Annotated in this window: 16 protein-coding genes and 4 tRNA genes; 5 read left to right on the top strand and 15 right to left on the bottom strand. The window is 40.0% G+C overall.

The window, feature by feature from the left end; translation table 11 throughout:
* Positions 1-15 precede the first annotated feature (15 nt).
* Genes MJ761_RS02315 through sdhC form a run of 5 tightly spaced genes read right to left on the bottom strand, consistent with a single transcriptional unit; the run spans position 16 to position 3,495 of the window.
* Positions 16-282 carry an FAD assembly factor SdhE gene (locus MJ761_RS02315; protein WP_093090723.1) on the bottom strand — a complete coding sequence of 89 codons (267 nt, stop codon included), beginning with the start codon at positions 280-282 and terminating at the stop codon, positions 16-18.
* Positions 282-986 (bottom strand): succinate dehydrogenase iron-sulfur subunit, encoded by a 705-nt coding sequence (locus MJ761_RS02310; RefSeq protein WP_093090725.1) that lies wholly within the window; start codon positions 984-986, stop codon positions 282-284. Before MJ761_RS02310 ends, MJ761_RS02315 begins: the two co-directional genes overlap by 1 nt.
* A gap of 12 nt (positions 987-998) precedes the next feature.
* Complete coding sequence (gene sdhA / locus MJ761_RS02305; protein ID WP_093090727.1) at positions 999-2,768, bottom strand: succinate dehydrogenase flavoprotein subunit; 1,770 nt, start codon at positions 2,766-2,768, stop codon at positions 999-1,001.
* A gap of 2 nt (positions 2,769-2,770) precedes the next feature.
* On the bottom strand, positions 2,771-3,118 hold the full coding sequence (sdhD, locus tag MJ761_RS02300) for a succinate dehydrogenase, hydrophobic membrane anchor protein (RefSeq protein ID WP_093090729.1): 348 nt from the start codon (positions 3,116-3,118) through the stop codon (positions 2,771-2,773).
* Positions 3,115-3,495, bottom strand: coding sequence for a succinate dehydrogenase, cytochrome b556 subunit (gene sdhC / locus MJ761_RS02295; protein ID WP_037405781.1), 381 nt, complete (start codon positions 3,493-3,495; stop codon positions 3,115-3,117). Before sdhC ends, sdhD begins: the two co-directional genes overlap by 4 nt.
* Before the next feature lie 895 nt (positions 3,496-4,390).
* On the opposite strand from sdhC, the gene MJ761_RS02290 reads away from it, so the two are divergent.
* Positions 4,391-5,368: a malate dehydrogenase gene (locus tag MJ761_RS02290; protein WP_093090731.1), complete on the top strand. Its 978-nt coding sequence runs from the start codon at positions 4,391-4,393 to the stop codon at positions 5,366-5,368.
* Between the two features lie 75 nt (positions 5,369-5,443).
* Here the strand turns inward: MJ761_RS02290 and MJ761_RS02285 are convergent, their stop codons facing one another.
* On the bottom strand, positions 5,444-5,626 hold the full coding sequence (locus MJ761_RS02285; RefSeq protein ID WP_093090733.1) for a protein MIGRI: 183 nt from the start codon (positions 5,624-5,626) through the stop codon (positions 5,444-5,446).
* A gap of 81 nt (positions 5,627-5,707) precedes the next feature.
* Between MJ761_RS02285 and metX the strand changes: the two genes are divergently transcribed.
* Positions 5,708-6,847 carry a homoserine O-succinyltransferase MetX gene (gene metX / locus MJ761_RS02280; RefSeq protein WP_093090735.1) on the top strand — a complete coding sequence of 380 codons (1,140 nt, stop codon included), beginning with the start codon at positions 5,708-5,710 and terminating at the stop codon, positions 6,845-6,847.
* Positions 6,844-7,440: a methionine biosynthesis protein MetW gene (gene metW / locus MJ761_RS02275; RefSeq protein ID WP_093090737.1), complete on the top strand. Its 597-nt coding sequence runs from the start codon at positions 6,844-6,846 to the stop codon at positions 7,438-7,440. Before metX ends, metW begins: the two co-directional genes overlap by 4 nt.
* Positions 7,441-7,688: 248 nt before the next feature.
* Here the strand turns inward: metW and MJ761_RS02270 are convergent, their stop codons facing one another.
* The 4 genes from MJ761_RS02270 to MJ761_RS02255 all read right to left on the bottom strand — a co-directional run bounded on the left by MJ761_RS02270 (position 7,689) and on the right by MJ761_RS02255 (position 9,984).
* Positions 7,689-7,856 (bottom strand): hypothetical protein, encoded by a 168-nt coding sequence (locus tag MJ761_RS02270; protein ID WP_176715024.1) that lies wholly within the window; start codon positions 7,854-7,856, stop codon positions 7,689-7,691.
* A 278-nt stretch (positions 7,857-8,134) separates the two neighbouring features.
* Entirely contained in the window at positions 8,135-9,082 is a 948-nt protein-coding gene (locus tag MJ761_RS02265; protein WP_093090739.1) for an SHOCT domain-containing protein, read from the bottom strand.
* 50 nt (positions 9,083-9,132) lie between these two features.
* Positions 9,133-9,519: a hypothetical protein gene (locus MJ761_RS02260; protein ID WP_093090741.1), complete on the bottom strand. Its 387-nt coding sequence runs from the start codon at positions 9,517-9,519 to the stop codon at positions 9,133-9,135.
* 258 nt (positions 9,520-9,777) lie between these two features.
* Positions 9,778-9,984: a hypothetical protein gene (locus MJ761_RS02255; RefSeq protein ID WP_239392852.1), complete on the bottom strand. Its 207-nt coding sequence runs from the start codon at positions 9,982-9,984 to the stop codon at positions 9,778-9,780.
* A 295-nt stretch (positions 9,985-10,279) separates the two neighbouring features.
* Between MJ761_RS02255 and argS the strand changes: the two genes are divergently transcribed.
* The gene (gene argS, locus MJ761_RS02250) at positions 10,280-12,001 is read left to right on the top strand and encodes an arginine--tRNA ligase (protein WP_093090745.1); all 1,722 of its coding nucleotides are present in this window, start codon (positions 10,280-10,282) and stop codon (positions 11,999-12,001) included.
* Between the two features lie 451 nt (positions 12,002-12,452).
* Here the strand turns inward: argS and MJ761_RS02245 are convergent.
* The 5 genes from MJ761_RS02245 to comJ form a co-directional block, all read right to left on the bottom strand.
* Positions 12,453-12,537, bottom strand: a tRNA-Leu gene (locus tag MJ761_RS02245).
* Positions 12,538-12,770: 233 nt separating this feature from the next.
* Positions 12,771-12,846: transfer RNA gene (locus MJ761_RS02240), tRNA-Val, on the bottom strand.
* A 27-nt stretch (positions 12,847-12,873) separates the two neighbouring features.
* Positions 12,874-12,950, bottom strand: a tRNA-Asp gene (locus MJ761_RS02235).
* 33 nt (positions 12,951-12,983) lie between these two features.
* A tRNA-Val gene (locus MJ761_RS02230) sits at positions 12,984-13,059 on the bottom strand.
* A 1,135-nt stretch (positions 13,060-14,194) separates the two neighbouring features.
* Positions 14,195-14,677, bottom strand: coding sequence for a competence protein ComJ (comJ, locus tag MJ761_RS02225; protein ID WP_093090747.1), 483 nt, complete (start codon positions 14,675-14,677; stop codon positions 14,195-14,197).
* Between the two features lie 1,415 nt (positions 14,678-16,092).
* Between comJ and MJ761_RS02220 the strand changes: the two genes are divergently transcribed.
* Positions 16,093-19,407, top strand: a complete 3,315-nt coding sequence (locus MJ761_RS02220; protein WP_239392853.1) for a PilC/PilY family type IV pilus protein — start codon at positions 16,093-16,095, stop codon at positions 19,405-19,407.
* The last annotated feature ends 198 nt before the right edge of the window (positions 19,408-19,605 follow it).

Raw genomic sequence — 19,605 nt, 5'->3', positions numbered from 1 at the left:
ACAAAAAAAGGCGGTTTATAGAAATTGAGCCTGCCTGATTTTTTCAAGAACAGGCTCAAACTGCGGATACATATAGCTTTCAGACTGATCGGACTGATTGATCAATGCCAGAATTTCTGGATCCGGCAGATCCATTAACGCCACAAACGCATTTAAATCATCATCAGATAACTGGTCAAAGGCACAAGACATAAAGCGGCCTAAAATAATATCCAGTTCCAGCAAACCACGACGAGTTAACCAGCGTATGCGACGTTTAGCAACATCATCAAAATACTGCATCAGATCGCTCTTCTTAACATTAAATCTTTAATCTTACCAATAGCCTGCGTTGGATTTAAATGTTTTGGACAAACATCAACACAATTCATAATCGTGTGACAACGAAACAGCCGGTATGGATCATTCAGATTATCCAGACGTTCATTAGTGCGCGTATCACGAGTGTCTGCAATAAAACGATATGCATTCAGCAAACCGGACGGACCCACAAACTTATCCGGATTCCACCAGAATGAAGGACATGCCGTAGAACAGCAGGCACATAAAATGCACTCATACAAACCGTCCAGCTCCTTGCGTTCCGCCTGTGACTGTAAACGCTCCCCTGTCGGTGCCGCCGTATCATTAATCAAATAGGGTTTAACCGAATGATATTGATTAAAGAACTGCGTAAAATCAACAATTAAATCACGGATAACAGGCAAAGCAGGCAGTGGTTTCAAAACAATTGGCTGCTTCAAACTGCGAATATCAGTCAAACAGGCCAAGCCATTCTTACCATTAATATTCATCCCATCAGAACCACAAATGCCTTCACGGCAGGAGCGGCGAAAAGACAAGCTGTCATCCTGTGCCTTAAGCTTAATCAGCGCATCCAACAGCTTCACATCTGTAGGTTCGATTTCGAGTTCATAATCTTTCATGTACGGCTTGGCATCCACATCAGGATTGTAGCGGTACACTTGAAAGCGGATTTTTTCCATCTTGATAGTTCCTTAGTAAACGCGTTCAGCCGGCTTTATATATTCCACACTCAAAGGTTTGGTATGTACCGGTTTATATTCCAGATGCTGGTCTTCTGCGTAATATAGTGTGTGTTTCATCCAGTTTTCGTCATCACGGTTTGGATGGTCATCTGAAGCATGGGCGCCACGTGACTCTTTACGTGCAGCAGCGGAAACCAGCGTAGCCTGAGCAACCTCAATCAGATTATCCAGTTCCAGCGCTTCAAGCCGTGCTGTATTCCACACTTTACTCTTGTCATGAATCTGCGTTTTGGCTACGCGTTCAGCAATCGCATTAATTTTCTCAATGCCATCCTGTAGCAAAGCATCGGTACGGAACACACCTGCATGTGACTGAACACAGCGCTGCAAGTCATTGCGTACTTCAGATACTTCTTCACCATTAGTCTGATTTTCCAGACGGCTGAGACGAGCAAGTGTTTTCTCGCCCACATCAGCAGGCAACTCACGATGCGCACCCTGCTTCTTAATATAATCAATCATATGATCACCAGCCGCCTTACCAAACACCACCAGATCAAGTAATGAATTGGTACCCAGACGGTTAGCACCATGCACCGAAGCACAGGCACATTCACCTGCTGCATAAAAACCAGGCACTGGAGCTTCCAGATCATCCCCTTTGGCCATCACCACCTGACCATGATAATTAGTAGGAATACCGCCCATCATATAGTGACAAGTTGGTACCACCGGAATCGGATCTTTAATCGGATCCACACCAGCAAACTGAATGGAAATTTCGCGAATACCGGGCAATTTTTCCATAATTTTTTCTGCACCAAGATGATCGACTTTCAGCAGAACATGATCCTTATTCTTACCAACACCACGCCCTTCGTGGATTTCAATGGACATAGCGCGCGAAACCACATCACGGCAAGCCAAATCTTTCACAGTAGGTGCATAGCGCTCCATAAAACGCTCACCATCACTGTTTAGCAGAATCCCGCCTTCGCCACGTACACCCTCAGTAATCAAAACCCCGGCACCTGCCACACCAGTAGGATGAAATTGCCAGAATTCCATATCTTCCAGAGGAATACCTGCACGTGCAGCCATACCCAGTCCATCACCGGTATTCATATAAGCATTAGTAGAAGAAGCATAAATACGACCCGCACCACCTGTAGCAAACAACACCGCTTTAGCATGCAGAACGAAAACATCACCCGTTTCCATTTCCATGGCGATCACACCAATCACCACACCCTCGGAATCACGAATCAGATCAAGAGCAGCCCACTCAACAAAAAACTGAGTTTCCGCATGTACATTTTGCTGATACAGAGTATGCAGCATTGCGTGGCCGGTACGGTCTGCCACAGCACAGGCACGTTCTACTGCACGCTTACCGAATTCGGCAGTATGTCCGCCAAACGGGCGCTGGTAAATCTTGCCGGATTCAACACGGTCAAACGGCATACCCATATGCTCCAGCTCCACAACAGCATCAGGTGCGCGGCGCGTCATAAACTCAATCGCATCTTGGTCACCCAGCCAGTCCGAACCTTTAACCGTATCGTACATATGCCAGTTCCAGTGATCTTCCTGCACATTGCCAAGAGAGGCAGAAATACCCCCCTGCGCAGCAACCGTATGAGAACGGGTTGGAAAAACCTTAGACAGCACCACTGTATTCAAACCTGCTTTTGAAAGTTGCAAAGCTGCGCGAAGCCCTGCACCGCCGCCACCAACAATTACAGCGTCAAAACGACGTACCGGTAAACTCTTGGGCATACTCATGCTAACCCCCAAATCACATTAACAGAATAAATCAGACAGCCAACCAGCCATAAAATCGTGGCAGCATGTAAAAACAGACGTAAACCTACAGGTTTAATATAGTCCATCCACAAATCACGAATACCAACCCAAGCATGTAATATCAGCGCCAGCACAAAAATTTGTGTAACCAGACGTACCCAGGTTTGAGCAAAAAAACACTGCCATTGCTCATAACTGTGCGGTAAACAAATAATCATGATTAAAAAGAGTACTGAATACACCAGCATGAATACCGCAGTGATACGCTGCATAATCCAGTCGCGCAGACCATAGTGCGCGCCGGCCAATTTACGATCAATCATAATAACCAGCACGCTCCATAAATAATAACGGTCAAGACAATTGCGCACACAACCACGGCTTTAGCAGAAGTTCGAGCTGTATTCAGTTCTGTGCCTTTATGAATATCCAAAAGCAGAAAACGAACACCCGCCAGACTGTGATACACATATGCCAGCAACAAAACAAAAAGAATGCACCTTACCAACGGATGTTGCATAAGCGCATGATAAGTATTGAACGCAGATTCATGGGACAGCGTACCTGAAAACAGCCATAACAACAGCGGAATACAGATAAATAGCACCACACCACTAAAGCGATGAAAAATAGATACAATACCCGGAATAGGTAATCGTATCTTATGTATATCCAGATACACTGGCCTTTCATTTTGCATCGATAACTCCTCTTGATTATTAAATAATTTAAAACTCAAAAACCAGCGACCTAAGCCGCTACAACCGAAATTTACAGCAATTGACCTCGTTTTTAGCAAATATGCAAAAACACAACACAAAATTTATTTACAATTAGCATATCAAGCCAGCAGACATACATACCGCTTAACTGCAAAGATTGATTAACCAACCATAAATAATGTCAGTGCCACTCATAATGTACACCGTACTCTGGCTTAAAATACACCTGACGAAATTGCCGGCAAAAACATGTCCGTTCCTCAACAGCCTGACTGTTTCTAACTGCAATAAAGCCTGATGACACCATTGCTAAGCAGTATCCGGCAAAACAATTTGTTTAATCAACAAAAAGCATAAAAACTGTAGCAACAAAGTACAAACAACCCATTTAAATCTGGCAAGAATGCAACAACTAAATTAATTCACCGATTACTTTAGTAAAACCAACACACCTTACCAACATAACTGCTAAAACCAGTTCTTCATTTTTTAAACCTGCCAGTAGGACTGCATCCCACCAGCGGCCACCACCAGACTAGGTTTATTCAATACCGATCAAACCTGCTTTTTTACCTTATCGTTATACAGATATATTGATAGCAAATTGATTCAAACTTCATATATGACATACCAAACTCATATAAACAAATCCTTATAAAATTTTTATACAAACATTAAAACAACATAGAAAAACTATTTCAGCATGTTCAACATTCTCAAAAAGCATCAATGTATTTACGCCAATTAATTTAACCTTAAATAGAATTTTGTTATCATACGCGCCAAATTTTTGTAGGACTGCCTAATCCCCCATCCTAAAGACAAGAAAAAATCCTAGTAGTTATTTTTTATCATTTAATAAGAGGATAAGTTATGAAAAAACCTGTACGCATTGCCGTAACGGGTGCTACCGGCCAGATTGGTTATGCTTTACTGTTTCGTATTGCCAGTGGCGACATGCTTGGCAAGGACACACCAGTGATTCTGCAACTTCTTGATTTACCCCAATCACAAACCGCGGCTCAGGGCGTAATGATGGAATTAGAGGATTGTGCATTCCCACTGCTGGTTGACATGTTTGCCACGCATGACCCAGAGGTAGCATTCAAAGATGCGGACATAGCTATCCTCGTCGGAGCCCGACCGCGTAGCAAAGGGATGGAGCGCAGTGACCTACTACAGGCAAACGCAGAAATATTTGCAGCACAAGGCGCAGCTTTAAATAAAGTTGCCAACCGCGATGTAAAAGTACTAGTAGTTGGTAATCCAGCCAATACCAATGCCTATATCGCCATGAAATCTGCCCCAGATTTACCGGCAAAAAACTTCACTGCACTAATGCGACTGGATCAAAACCGCGCACTTAGCCAGCTAGCTGAAAAAACCGGCAAACCAGTGAGTAAAATCAAAAAACTGTGCATATGGGGAAACCACAGCCCTACCATGTACACCGATTACCGTTTTGCCACCGTAGAAAATGAAAACGTAGCTGAAATAATCAACGATCAGGACTGGTATATAAACGAATACCTACCTAAAGTTGGTAAACGCGGTTCGGCCATTATAGAAGCCCGTGGACTATCTTCAGCTGCAAGTGCCGCAAACGCCATTATTGATCAGATTCATGACTGGGTAATCGGCAGTGACGATGAATGGGTTACCATGGGAGTACCATCCGATGGTTCTTACGGCATTCCGGAGGGAATTGTATTTGGCTTCCCCATGACCTGTAAAAATGGTGAATATACTATCATCAAAGATTTGCCAGTTGACGAATTCAGCCAAGAGCGTATCAACCAAACTCTAGCAGAACTTGAAGAAGAAAAAGCAGAAATTAGCAGTTTACTGTAAAAAAGCAAACTCAATATCCGGCCGGCCAGAATAGCTGGCCGGATATCTTATCAGGAAAACACCAACAATCCCGTTTTACCAGAAAACCGTTTTCAGTGCATATAACAGCCACATCAATAAAGTAACCAGCAGCAAAATCAGCGCCAGACAATTAACCCAATAACCAAAAGTTTGCTGTTGCTGTTTTCCAAGTACATACCTTAACACCACCCCCAACAACATTATCACAATAAACAGACGCAGCAATCGTCCTAACATATCTCCCTCAAAACACGTTAAATCTGTGCAAATCAGACAAAGTCGCTATAATGCCAGTTTTCTATTCTTTTACCTATACTCATGAAAGAAATAGACAGCATTGGCATTGTTACCCCGCAGAAATGGTCTTTTAGCAGCCCATTAACCTTGCAAAACGGCTGTGTATTACCACAATTTGAATTGATGGTTGAAACATATGGCACCCTTAACGCAGACAAAACTAATGCCGTACTAATCTGCCATGCACTGTCTGGAAATCATCACATTGCCGGCTACCACAGCAGTAACGACAAACACCCTGGCTGGTGGGATAACATGGTTGGCCCCGGAAAACCAGTTGATACCAATAGATTTTTTGTCGTTGGCCTCAATAATCTGGGCGGCTGCCATGGTAGTACCGGACCACTGAGCATCAATCCGGCTACCGGTAAAGCATATGGTGCTGATTTCCCCATGGTTACAGTAAAAGACTGGGTTAAAAGTCAGACCATGCTTGCCGACCGGCTCGGTATCCAGCAGTGGGCAGCAGTAATGGGTGGCAGTTTGGGCGGAATGCAGGCATTACAATGGGCTATTGATCAGCCACAACGTTTACGTCATGCACTGATCATTGCCTCTGCACCTCGTTTATCGACACAAAATATTGCTTTTAATGACGTGGCTCGACAAGCCATACTTACCGACCCCGACTATTGTCAGGGACATTATGCACAACAACAACGGATTCCCCGCCGCGGCTTACGTATAGCGCGCATGATGGGACACATCACCTATCTGGCGGAAGACGGACTGGGCAAAAAATTTGGTCGTCAGATGCGTCAACAAAACTTTCAGTATGATTACAACGTTGAATTTGAAGTTGAATCATACCTGCATTATCAGGGTGACAAATTTGCCGACGTATTCGATGCCAATAGCTATTTACTGATGACAAAAGCACTGGATTACTTTGATCCGGCACGTGACTATGCCGGTGATTTAATTACCGCAGTATCAGCAATTCAGGCAAAAATACTTATTGCCAGCTTCAGCAGTGACTGGCGCTTCTCACCCAGACGTTCACAAGAATTGCTTGACGCACTAGTTGCTGCCAACAAACCCGTGCAATATATTGCACTCCAGTCTGCCCACGGTCATGATGCATTTCTAATGGAAGATCCCGACTATCAGGCCGCCATCCGTATTTATTTTAATAATATTGCTACTGAGCTAACACAATGAATACATCATCAACGTCACTGCGTGGTGACTTAAAAATGATTTTTGACTGGATTACCCCCAATAGCCGAGTGCTCGACTTAGGCTGTGGAGATGGTGAACTACTCGCCGCCCTGATCAAACACAAAAATTGTCAAGGCTATGGGCTGGAAATTGCTACCGGCAGTGTTTTAGCTGCCATGCAGCGTGGTATCAACGTCATACAGGCCGATCTGGAAGCCGGATTACAACACTTTAACGATAATAGCTTTGATACCATTGTATTGAGCCAAACCATTCAAGCCATGAAAAACACCGAAAATATTTTGCAGGAAATGAAACGCGTCGCCAGAGAAGCCATTGTAACCTTTCCCAACTTTGGCTACTGGCGCAATCGCCTGCAAATCGCCCTTGGTGGACATATGCCAGTATCAGAACGCATGCCTTATCAATGGTATAACACCCCCAACATTCACTGGTGTACACTTCAGGATTTCGACAGATTATGCAGCAAAAATCATTTAAAAATTCTACAACGTGCCGTAATGAGTGGCAATAAGCGCGTATCCTTCTTGCCAAACCTGCTGGGTAGCCTGGCCTTTTATCGCGTCGGCTGAGTGCACAGACAAAGATAGCCAGCTAGAACCCTGCCCTAGACTCATTTACAGGTACATATAATGCTGAATATTTTTTCAAAATTGTACGCATGACATATCATTGATATACCATCATCAGCTACCGCAGAACACACTTATCTTTAGCCACTAACCGATAAAAAACAATCTAGCCTGAATAATATTATTCAAAAAAGCATCGCCTACTTAAAACAGAGATAAGAAAAAACCTAACTGCGAATTTAAAAAGATCAAAAATACAGATTAACCTTAATCAACTGCGCACCACCTGATACCTTTCTTGTCCTGTCATACCCCGTAATACAAGCATTGGCGTAGACGTATTCAGGCGTGATGATATGAAATTTAAGCGTACTGGCCGCCAATGTTTCAATCTGGCCAATCAATGTGCTACACATTCATGCCCCCGACTGCTCCTTTGAATGCTACACAGTAGCCTTATACGAGCTAGCTATTTTGTTGTAACAGGCAAAGAAGCTTTTTTCGACAAATGCCTTGCTATATTGAGCATATTATTGTTTTTCATGGAAATGACGTTATCGACTAAGCGTATTATTGCAAATAACATTAAGTTCCTTGAAATTCGGTACATTCAGAATACCCCCAACTAGCAGCATCATTTACCTCAATAAAAAAGCCAGCACTAAACCAGCTTGAATCTGCAACATAATCAAGATTAAATTTTATAACCCTCAAGCTCCTTGGTTTTAGCTTTTACCAGCTTTATTCTACAAATGTATCGGTTGATATCTGTCTGCACCTGTGTATCAGCCGGCTTTGCAGAATCGCATTCATTATCCGCACTCTTAGTCCAGTTTTTAAAGTTTGTACTCAGCTGATCCTTAATCGGTTCCGGTATGGAATCCCATGTTGACTGTAGTACTTCCAATGAATCATTTGCCTCTTGCCTTAGCTTTTGTAGCTTCGCCTCCTTTACTTCCGCATATAGCTGATTCTGTAGTATTTCCAGTTCAGATATGCGTGTGTGTGTTAGGCTTGTCTCACAGTTTAAATGCTCAATTTGATTCTGCTCCGGCGTAGGGTATTGGTTTGACTGGCACTGCCTCTTCTTTTGCTGGTTCCATGCAAGCTGCTGAGACTTTAAATGGTTGCGCACATCCGCATCCATATCAGTCCATAACGCATTTATTTCATTATTTACTGCTGTATTCTCCTGCTTCGCAGTTTGTAATGCAGCCTGCATATTTTCCTGAGCAGCCTCCTGATTAACTGCATTAGCAACAATCTGAGCAGCCGGTTCTGATGCAGGCGTACTTGATACTGTTTTTTCGTCACTAGAACAAGCTTTCAGAATTGCACCAATTACAACCAGAAAACCAATTGCAGCTAAAACACTTTTTAAACAACCGCCATTTTTGGCTACAGCAGTTGCACTGGCTGACGCGGCAACTGATGAGCTTTGATTGATGATAATTTGTGGTACTTCACTTGCTGGTTTAGCCTGTGCCGGACTACTACTGTAGCCATCATTCTGTGAAGATGCACCGCGGGCTTGGTTTAATAATAAAGCCTTATGTTCCTCATACTCCTCCTGTGTAATCGCCCCTTTCTCCAGCAATTCATACAAGCGAGTAAGCTCATTTGTCAAAGATGGCTTAGACATAAAAATTCCTTTTGCAGTATCAAAGTTTTATCTAAGTTGCTACGGATAAGTCAAGATGAACAATACCAATCTGCAATTACTGAGAACATCGTATCTGCCTTAATTTTTTTATATGCATTCTCTTTAACATCATTATCCGTCTCGATAACTTTGTTATTTTTTAAATAAGCAGTATCAGCCATCTTCATTAAATTTTTTTGACAATTTATATGAACTTTTAGCATTGTGGAATCGGCAGAATTACCTTTTGGCGTTTCAAAGGGTTTAGGCTCCTTGATTATGATCCACGCAAAATCCTGACCTTCATAAAAATTATTATCTGCATATAAAATAAAGCCATCTGGAGTGTGGGCGATTTGTTCCCAGTTGAAATCTTTTGCAGACGCAGACGTTGCGGCAATTAAACATGTTGCAGTCGTTAAAATTAACTTCTTCATATCATTGACGTTCCTAATTGATTAAATAGATAGTTCTACGCCTCTTTCATTGCAGCCACGGTATTACCCCTCACCGTGCTTGAGGTAGTTTTAACTTCAACCTTATGTATATTAACATGCTTTTTATTGTCGTTTTTACCCTGTTATTGGTTGCCTGCAATTACTGGTTCTGGTTTAACATTCACTTGTCTTGATCAGCATTTCTGACCAGCAGTGATTGAGCAGTTTTATTAAACACTGATATACCCCACAGACAGCTCATACGCCATCATTTACATAACTAGGATTGCCTGTTGCGTACCTTGTCTCTTTGAGTTTTGAAAAAATTTCATTTGAGCTTTTAGAACCAATGACATTTTTAAACCTCTTGCGTATACCAACCTTAATATAGACTTCTGCGAAACCTCCTGCCGCATCATCTATCGCTTCATCTGTTACCCAAAAGATATAATGAACCAAGCTCACAATAATCGCCAACAGACATCGCATCAACTAACCATAAAAAGAAAAAAATCGTTGCCACTGGTTTTATCAAGTAAGAGCGATAAGATAATAGCTACCCCACTTTATGCATATTCCCACAAAAAAATTATTAAGGTTCATACTGCTAATTAACAGAATGAATACTGCATAAATAAAATACAAAGAGACTATTTTGTAGTCTAAAGTTACCCTAGCAACATTACCTTTAGCTAAACCAATAATGCGATTTACACATATTTATGCGAAAATGAACCATTTGCTTAATCATTAAACCAACATGAAATTATATCAACAAGTTGCCACTGAAGTTGAAAAGGCATTCAGCGCAGCCGGATTAACCGAACACCCAATTATCCTGCAACCAGCCAAAAACAGAGACTTTGGTGATTATCAAATCAATGGCGTCATGGGTGCAGCCAAAAAAACCAGACAAAACCCACGCGAACTGGCTCAGAAAGTCGCCGATGCCCTACAAGAGAACCCCTTAATTGCCACAGCAGAAGTTGCTGGCCCTGGCTTTATCAACCTGCATCTGCGACCGGAAAAACTGGCTCAATATATCAAGAGCGCTTTACAGGATGATCATTTAGGCATTACTCACAGCAGCGAACCACAAACCATAGTGATCGACTATTCTTCTCCCAACCTTGCCAAAGAAATGCACGTAGGGCATTTACGCTCCAGCATTATTGGAGACAGCCTAAACCGAGTATTGTCTTTTCTGGGGCACAAAGTTATTGCACAGAACCACGTAGGAGACTGGGGTACCCAATTCGGCATGCTGGTAGCTTATCTGACAGAACAGCAACAAAACGGTCGTGCCGATCTGGAACTAGCCGATTTGGAACAATTTTACCGTAACGCCAAAATACGCTTTGACGAAGACGAAAATTTTGCCAATACCGCCCGCGAATATGTAGTCAAATTACAAAGCGGAGAAGCCAGCGTACTGGCTTTATGGCAACAATTTGTACAAACATCACTACAACATGCTCAGGCTGTTTACCAAAAACTGGGGTTAAAACTATTACCTACAGATGTAACCGGCGAATCATTCTATAACGATCAGCTACAACCAACCGTAAACGAACTGCTGGCCAAAGGCATCGCTGTAGACAGCGATGGAACTAAAGTAGTTTTTCTTGAAGAATTTAAAAATCAGGATGATGAACCAATGCCATTCATTATCCAGAAGAAAGATGGCGGTTTCCTTTACGCCAGTACCGATTTAGCCTGTGTACGCTATCGCATTAATACCCTGCATGGCGATCGCCTCTTATATGTTGTAGATGCACGCCAAAGCCTGCATTTTCAAGAATTATTTACCGTAGCCCGCAAAGCCGGCTGGCTACCGGAAAGCGTACTCGCAGAACATGTCTCCTTTGGCACCATGATGGGTAAAGATGGCAAACCCTTTAAAACCCGCAGCGGTGACACCGTAAAATTACTGGACTTACTCAACGAAGCCGTAACTCGTGCATCTGCCTTAGTCGCCAGCAAAAACCCCGACCTGTCCCCCGCCGAAATAGCACATATTGGACACGCAGTAGGTATCGGCGCAGTAAAATATGCTGATTTAAGTAAAAACCGCACCAGCGATTACATATTTGACTGGGACAGCATGTTATCATTTGAAGGCAATACAGCTCCCTATTTACAGTATGCCTACACCCGCGTACAAAGCGTATTCCGCAAAGCAGAGACATGGGATAAAAATAGCGAAATTAGCCTCAATGAACCATTGGAACAACAACTGGCTGTAGAATTGCTTAAATTTGAAGACATACTTAATAGCGTTGCCGATACCGCCTATCCACATTATCTGGCAGCTTACCTGTATCAAATTGCTACCCTATTCAGTCGATTCTATGAAGCCTGCCCAATACTGAAAACAGATGAGGCCACACGCAATAGTCGCTTGCAGCTAGCCAGCCTTACCGGCAAAACCCTGCAACAAGGTTTAGCTTTATTAGGTATAGATACCTTAGATACCATGTAGCCTTAATAATCAATTTTCAGAATCATAAACTGCACTGCCTGCATCAGCTTTATGCCAGACAGTGCAGTTTTTTATTGAAATAAATCGGAATATTCATCTATGGGAATCAATATATCCAGCAAATAAACTTATAACCAAATTCTAAATAAATGCTTTAATATTCAAATCTAAAAACAATTATTCAATCAAACATTCAGCTATTTTCACTAAAAGCAATAAAATAATCCTGAAAGCTTATTTACATAAGCATAAAACCGAATAAAATATAAAATAAACCGGCTTTGATTCAGATAAAACTTATTTCAACCCGTAAAATAAATCAATAAACAAATAAACGATTTTTGAAAAACTGTAGCAGATATAAGCTTAAATAAAGCTTAAAGAGAATAAACAAAACGGAATAACAAAATAAAAAAGATATCTTAATTTCTAAGATATCTTTTAAAATCTGTGGTGCGGATAAAGAGACTCGAACTCTTACACCTTTCGGCGCCAGAACCTAAATCTGGTGCGTCTACCAATTTCGCCATATCCGCACAAACAATCAAAACTGACTGAGCATAGAATTATAAAATAATTTATAATTTATGCCAAGCAAAAAATATCAATTATATACAAACAGATGCATATCAGCTTATTCAGAGATTCATAGCAATGTTTAAGCACTTATTTGTACAAACACAGCAATAACAAAATAACAATAGTTCAAAAACCTAATAGAAATTTGGAAATTTAAACTGAAATTAAGAATGAGATAGTATGAAAGATTTGGTGGGTGATGACGGAGTCGAACCGCCGACATTCTGCTTGTAAGGCAGACGCTCTACCAACTGAGCTAATCACCCATAAAAGAAAACAGCGAAACCATAAATTGGCGCGGCGGACGGGGCTCGAACCCGCGACCCCCGGCGTGACAGGCCGGTACTCTAACCAACTGAGCTACCACCGCGCAAGTTTTATGCTAAGCATAAACAACAAAAACTGGTGGGTGATGACGGAGTCGAACCGCCGACATTCTGCTTGTAAGGCAGACGCTCTACCAACTGAGCTAATCACCCTGCACTGTTGAGGCGCGTATTAAATCATAGAGTAAGAAACACAGCAAGCTATTTTTAATCACATCAAACAATTATTTTATAATATACTGTTTTAAAATATAAAATATACAAACGCAACGCCTCATATTTTCAGCCATTCCTTTCAATGTGCGTAAAGAACTATTCTTGCTAGCCTAACTCCTCTTCATAAAGATTCAAAAAATTATTATTAAGTCGAAATAAAATGCCTTGCATAACAAAACTATTTAGACATAAATCAAAAGCACAAAATTACCCCAAAAGATTTAAACATAGATAACATCAACCAGATTTACTTCTGATGATATTCAGTAGTCTGCTGACTGAATTCATGCATAAGCACAAAACACTCTCCCTATTACATTACCAAAAGCATCCTCAAGCAAACCTGATACCTTAATCGTACCTATACAGAGCACCAGCCAAATGAATAGTTAATCAAATTGCCTAAAAGCTGTATCTATCGTCACCAAAATGCCATTACCAGCGATAATACAAAGAAAATCCTGCCGGATATTAATGAAAGTGCATTAAATTAATTGGCAATATCATAAGCAAAGCTATTCGTTACATAATCGTCGCCAACTGTAACCGAAACCTATAGATAAACTTCAGTATAGTCATAGCAGACTAGTTACCTCTCTTTGACATTGTCACCGCCACTTTACTAATAAATAGCGTATAAACGTTGCGGGATGTCGGTTAGATAACTTAAGCACACGCAAAGCAGTTGCATATCATCAACAGTATTAAGTGGGTAATCCAGCTAAATAGCACAACAAAATCGGTATCCCAAGCCTTGCTGGTCTAACTCCAAGCGGACTGAGTACCATTTCTTAATAGCCATAGTGATCATTAACTAATCATACTTATTTATATTTACTAAATTTTTTTATCCAGCTTTATCTAAGTAAAAAGCTCACCCGATAAACCATCACCAGCTTCAGCAATTTTTTTCATTTTTACCATCTCACAATATTAATAATATTATTTTTTTTATTTTGTTATTGCGTATTTAATATATAGTAAATAACACAATCAATAGCATTCAGAATCACTTTCCTTAAAATTTTAACCTGATTCTTATCAAATAATTTTAATTTATAATTTGATTTAATTACAAAAAACCAAGTTTAAGAGCTTTATTTTTCTCCCCTCCCCAAGGATCATCAATAAGATATTGAGCCTCTATGGGGATTTCTGTAGGTACAAAAGTAAATTTATAAAAAACCTCATCACTTTCACAGATTTCGTAGTAAAGAGAATATAAAGGCGAATCTAACTTTATGTTAATTTTAAAATTCTCAGTTGCAGAGGCAACTTCAACATGACTACTACTATTAACATAAAACGGTGTAACAATACAACGTTGTGCTTTTTTATCGATGACAAACTTGTCTGTTAATTTTAAAAGAACATTAGCGCCAAAAGCATCTGCAAATAAAGGATCAAAAATAACATAATTATTATGAATTACAGCATCTTGCTTAATATTTACTTTGCCCCACTGCGATAATTGCTCAGAGTAAGATCTTGCTCGAACTAAAATTTGATTATATGATATCAATAAATCTACTACTTGGTTTTTATCATTTTCCATTTATAAACCTTTATTTTAATCTTGGTTCCGTCGAGCAAATTTAACACAATATTTCCTATACTTGACTCAACGCCACTATGATTACCAAATCAATACCTAACGCGGCACCTTTCCCATCTTCTTTAAATACCGCCTTTGGCCATTCATCTCAATCATAACCTGATTTCGTTATCATTCCTTCCAAGCAATTTTTTCTATTCACTTTGGCACCAGCATGGTTAATCGTCACTATCGATGCAGCCATTTGATATGGCATCTTTGACATATCCAAATACCGATGAATATTATGTATATCCTCGATTTAAGCTTGTAATCATAAGCTTTTAACTGAACTTTAATTGATGAATATATTCACCACTAATCAATCCAAAGCATTCAGAAAGATTCATACTGATTGTTGTGACATGCATACCTAAATTATAAATCTCGCTTAGTGATTTAATATCAACTTTATTGTCATCTAAATCAAAGTATACCTTACGATATGAATCAAACAGATTTTTTATCTGAATCTATCAATTCTTGTCATGGTGTATTATGTAAATACCAGTAATCGTACTAACAATTTTTCCTTAAAGAATAAAGTAAATTAAGTGTTATCATAACAAGAAAGCACAAATATAGAATTTTGAATTTACAAACAAAAGACACATGATACTCTAATACATTTTTTCCTAGCCCCCACGGCACCACCTAAGTAAACAAGGTACAATATTATCTAATTTAGAAATTACTCTAATAATAAACAAGCATAATGTCAAAGAATCAGTTAATACCTCAGGATTGGAAAATCCAAATGTAAAACATTCAATGATTCATTAATTACTACAATTGCGTTAAAAACTATTAAATAATTTCGGCCAAACCGCTTTATAAGTTTCAGACGATTCTTTTATCATTTTAAGATAAAGTGTAACCAACCCTACATTCCCATACATTATTATTTTAAGCAGATTACCTATCATGCAACAAATTTGAACTTAAATTTATTCAATTTAATTTTTAATTCATAAAAATATGTAAATTAATTAACCAATTATAACATCTTCATATGAATTAATAATATTTTACAAGAAAATTTTAACCTTTTATTTGAATAATTATGTCTTGTAGATAATAATATGATCTATTTTAACTTTATAAGTTGCATTCAACTTATAGAGCTTGATACTGCTTGTACACTTAGTGGAGAGTAAATGTATATGGATCACAAGGATGCTAATTCCAAGGCTGGCATTGGTAAAAAAATCCTTTCAAAAGCAATTGCCAGTATTTTTGGTGTATTTATATTTCAGGCACAGGCCGCAAACAATATATTTGCTGATATACCTTTACATCTGCAAAGTAAATCAACTACTACAACAGCTTTTAATATCAAGCCAAACATTACTTTTTATATTGATGATTCTGGCAGTATGATTGATCCTATGGGCTGGAGTTGTCGATATTATACTTACACTTGCAAAAGCCTAGATTCACGTACAAAAAAATGTAATAACTGGGGCGTTCCTTCGCCTTGGAGTGATGAAAATGACAGAATAGACGTGCCTGATCTGGGATGGTTAATGGACGACTACGATGATCCTGATCATCCGGTAGAACAGCATAAGCGAGTTTATTACGGTTTTTGTAAAGCGAACACGGAAGCTGACGGCATAACACCATTAAGAAAAATTAAGATGGTTCAAACCGTATTATCAAAGATTGTAAACGATTACAGAAATGATTTCTATTATAGCCTTCAGCCGATGAACAACTGGTTGACTTCAGAGCGAGATCGAAAAACCAACAATTTGGTATATGCAAATTATAACCATTTCTATGATACTTCAACTAAAGAAGGATATGATTGGATCATGGATCATATTAATGGGAATACAAAATATAATATTGCTGGACTGATAGCTGCTGGCGGCACCCCTACCACACTTCGCCTGAATGGCGTAGTGAGAAATACAATGATTAATAAGCTGCAATATCGTTGCCAGAAATCCTACCTGATTCTGCTAACTGACGGTCTTGATGCAGGCACCCTTCCAATAACAGATTCTACCAAGTATGCAGCAAATCTGACATGGGGATATGATGGCTATTTTGATGGGGATGACTACAGACCGACAAATGTTGGTGTAGTGGATCACACCCATTTATTAGAGTATTACACAAAAACTTTAGCCACTAAAAGTTTTGGTAAATATAGCTATACAAAAGATTTTACTGATGGTTGGGGCGGTGCTTACAATGTTAATACAAATAAATTTAAAGATAGAAGACTTACCGATGATGCTGGTCAGCCATGGGATGGCCCTGATCCGCTAGCGGGCAACCCGGGGCACTCTGATACATTCACGCAGACTGCACAGACATTTACCATAGGTGTGGGTCTTGGCTATAAAGGACTGACAAACCTGCAAAAAACTGCTCATAGCTATCTGCGCAATGGCGCTTCACCCAGACCGGATTACGATCCAATAACCAATCCAGATGCAAAATACTTTTTTAATGCAAATTCACAACAGCAAATTCTTAACGCATTTCAAGAGATATTTGAGGAAATCAAAGGAGCAACAACAACTTCAATAACCGATGTGACAACTTCCGTACCTACTGTTGCGGTAACAGGTGGTACGTCTGCTGATTCTGTTGTTACGGCAATAGTAGATACCGGCCCTTGGAGCAGTAAAATCTGTATTCATGCCAAGAATGATACAAGTAAAACCTCATGCGACAGGCAGCCAACTTATGGCAATCGTCAGCTATTGCTAAACGATGGGCAAGATACTTATCTGTACTCCAGTTCATTGAAAAAATTTGATAATAATTATTTTAAGATACCAAATAATAATTATCAAAATAATTCAGAGTGGCTGGAAGGATTATTGAGCTGGTATGCCCGCTCGAAAGCTGATAGTGCAATTAAAAAAAATGATTTTGTACTGGATTATCGCCAGCGCGACAAAATAGATGAAAAAACTAGAGATGAAAGCCGTCGTAATATTGGCGACATTCTGGATAATCCGATTCGGTCTATCGGCGATAAGGTATCCGTGGGCACTGATAAAACCAACTATCAGAAATATATGATTACCTCTGCAAATGATGGTATGGTTTATGTGTTCCGCGCAACTAATAATGCAGACCATCCCTATGATCTGAAGTTTAATTATATGCCAATGGCTATTGAGCGCCAGAGTAATAATGGTAGTGATCTGGTGGCTCATTACTATAAAGATCTGACTAATAATCAGTATGGCAGAGATTCCGATCATCCTCACCGCTATTTATTGAATGGTGGATTCTCGGTGTATGAAACTGAAAAAAGAAAAGATGCACCAAGCGTAATCTATATGATTTCCAATATGGGGCAAGCCGGACGTGGTGCTTTCGCTATTAATATTGGTGGGAATGATTTGATTTCCGGTGCGCCTATAGCAGCCGACAATATGAGTAGCGGTGACTGGTATAAGGATGTATTCTTGTTTCAGACACCTTCCGGTGCTAATAATCAATTTGGTTATACGATAGGCACACCAATAGCTTCGCGCATCCGGGTGAACAAAGATGTAAAAGCTTCATGGACATCCGTTACCGATCATATTAGAGAGGCTGCCTTTATTAATAATGGCTATAACTATTCTGACAATATGGCTCAACCGGTGCAACAATCTCCTGAATCTGCTTTATTTGTTTATGATGCATTAGGTATCGATGTTGGCACTGCGGGATATGCGAAAGTGGGCATGAAAGCTGGTGAGCAAATTGCCAAACTGGTAGGTCCTGGCGGTTCGGGCGGCCTCTCCAGCCCAGTTGCTTATGATCTGGACAGCGATGGCGTTGCTGATCTGGTTTACGCAGGCGATTATGGCGGCAATTTATTCAGATTTGATCTGCGCAATCCAGATCCGGCCAAATGGACTGCCACTAAAATATTCTCGGCAGGAGCGCCAATAACTGCTACTCCTGCTATATACGAGGTTGAAAACGAAACGGCTCAGAATAATTCAAGTGACCATAAAAAACTGGTTATTGTATTCGGTACGGGCAGTAATATTTACCAGTCTGATTTGAATAATAATGATGAACAAGCTATTTATGGTATCTATGATGATCCGGATGAAACCAATAATGCTTTAATTGATAAGAGTTCACTCTTAGAGCAAGTCATGACATACAATGGCAGCAAAGGTCAATTAAGTAATTTGCCGTTTTCTCAACAAAGATATAAGGGATGGTATTTTAAATTAAATAATGATGGTGAGCGTGTGGTAACACCTGTACAACAGCTTTTATACGCAGGCATCGTGGTAACTCGCTCATATTCGGTATCCGGTGATACTAAACCGAAAGATCCTTGTGATACAACGATTGTCAATGAAAGTACAAATGTCTATAGCCGCACAACTCAGTTTAATGCGCTGACTGGTAGCGCATTGACTCGGAATGATCCCCATATTAGCAATGATCCTGAGTTATCAAGCAGTGTTGGCGTACAAGGTACGATAGCATATTCGTTTATTGGCGGGGGGAATCAAAAGATTACTTCTCAATCAGGCTTACGCAGCCCGCTTATACCCGGTGGTGGTGACCGTAAACAACCTACTAGTTGCTTCCGTTCACTAATCGGAGGATTCGATAATCAGGGTAACAGCATTGATTTTGAAGGGGTTAATATGTGTCCCATTTCCTTTAAACGCCTGTCATGGAGGGAAATTAAAACTAATTATATGTAAATCAGGTGGCACTTGATTTCTATTTAAAAATTGAAGCAGCCGGTTCTTTCTGAATTTAATTTACAGTTTGAACCGGCTGCTTCAATTTTAATACTCAGGTGAACACTCTTCTATTTCACTCTGCTGTACTGTGTTAAGTGTATAAAATTATTCTGTAATTGATTAATTCTCTGTAACTACTCAGTTGAGGGGACTGTA

The organism is Snodgrassella communis (genome assembly GCF_914768045.1).
Classification (GTDB): domain Bacteria; phylum Pseudomonadota; class Gammaproteobacteria; order Burkholderiales; family Neisseriaceae; genus Snodgrassella; species Snodgrassella communis.
This window is presented reverse-complemented; position numbering and strand designations above follow the sequence as displayed.

What these genes read in the sequence shown, in the direction of transcription:
- comJ (WP_093090747.1), bottom strand. Translation starts at nt 14,677, where the DNA reads ATGGAAAATGATAAAAACCAAGTAGTAGATTTATTGATATCATATAAT.
- MJ761_RS02270 (WP_176715024.1), bottom strand. Translation starts at nt 7,856, where the DNA reads ATGTGTAGCACATTGATTGGCCAGATTGAAACATTGGCGGCCAGTACG.
- metX (WP_093090735.1), top strand. Translation starts at nt 5,708, where the DNA reads ATGAAAGAAATAGACAGCATTGGCATTGTTACCCCGCAGAAATGGTCT.
- MJ761_RS02265 (WP_093090739.1), bottom strand. Translation starts at nt 9,082, where the DNA reads ATGTCTAAGCCATCTTTGACAAATGAGCTTACTCGCTTGTATGAATTG.
- argS (WP_093090745.1), top strand. Translation starts at nt 10,280, where the DNA reads ATGAAATTATATCAACAAGTTGCCACTGAAGTTGAAAAGGCATTCAGC.
- MJ761_RS02315 (WP_093090723.1), bottom strand. Translation starts at nt 282, where the DNA reads ATGCAGTATTTTGATGATGTTGCTAAACGTCGCATACGCTGGTTAACT.
- sdhC (WP_037405781.1), bottom strand. Translation starts at nt 3,495, where the DNA reads ATGCAAAATGAAAGGCCAGTGTATCTGGATATACATAAGATACGATTA.
- metW (WP_093090737.1), top strand. Translation starts at nt 6,844, where the DNA reads ATGAATACATCATCAACGTCACTGCGTGGTGACTTAAAAATGATTTTT.
- MJ761_RS02260 (WP_093090741.1), bottom strand. Translation starts at nt 9,519, where the DNA reads ATGAAGAAGTTAATTTTAACGACTGCAACATGTTTAATTGCCGCAACG.
- MJ761_RS02220 (WP_239392853.1), top strand. Translation starts at nt 16,093, where the DNA reads ATGATTGATCCTATGGGCTGGAGTTGTCGATATTATACTTACACTTGC.
- MJ761_RS02290 (WP_093090731.1), top strand. Translation starts at nt 4,391, where the DNA reads ATGAAAAAACCTGTACGCATTGCCGTAACGGGTGCTACCGGCCAGATT.
- sdhA (WP_093090727.1), bottom strand. Translation starts at nt 2,768, where the DNA reads ATGCCCAAGAGTTTACCGGTACGTCGTTTTGACGCTGTAATTGTTGGT.
- sdhD (WP_093090729.1), bottom strand. Translation starts at nt 3,118, where the DNA reads ATGATTGATCGTAAATTGGCCGGCGCGCACTATGGTCTGCGCGACTGG.
- MJ761_RS02285 (WP_093090733.1), bottom strand. Translation starts at nt 5,626, where the DNA reads ATGTTAGGACGATTGCTGCGTCTGTTTATTGTGATAATGTTGTTGGGG.
- MJ761_RS02310 (WP_093090725.1), bottom strand. Translation starts at nt 986, where the DNA reads ATGGAAAAAATCCGCTTTCAAGTGTACCGCTACAATCCTGATGTGGAT.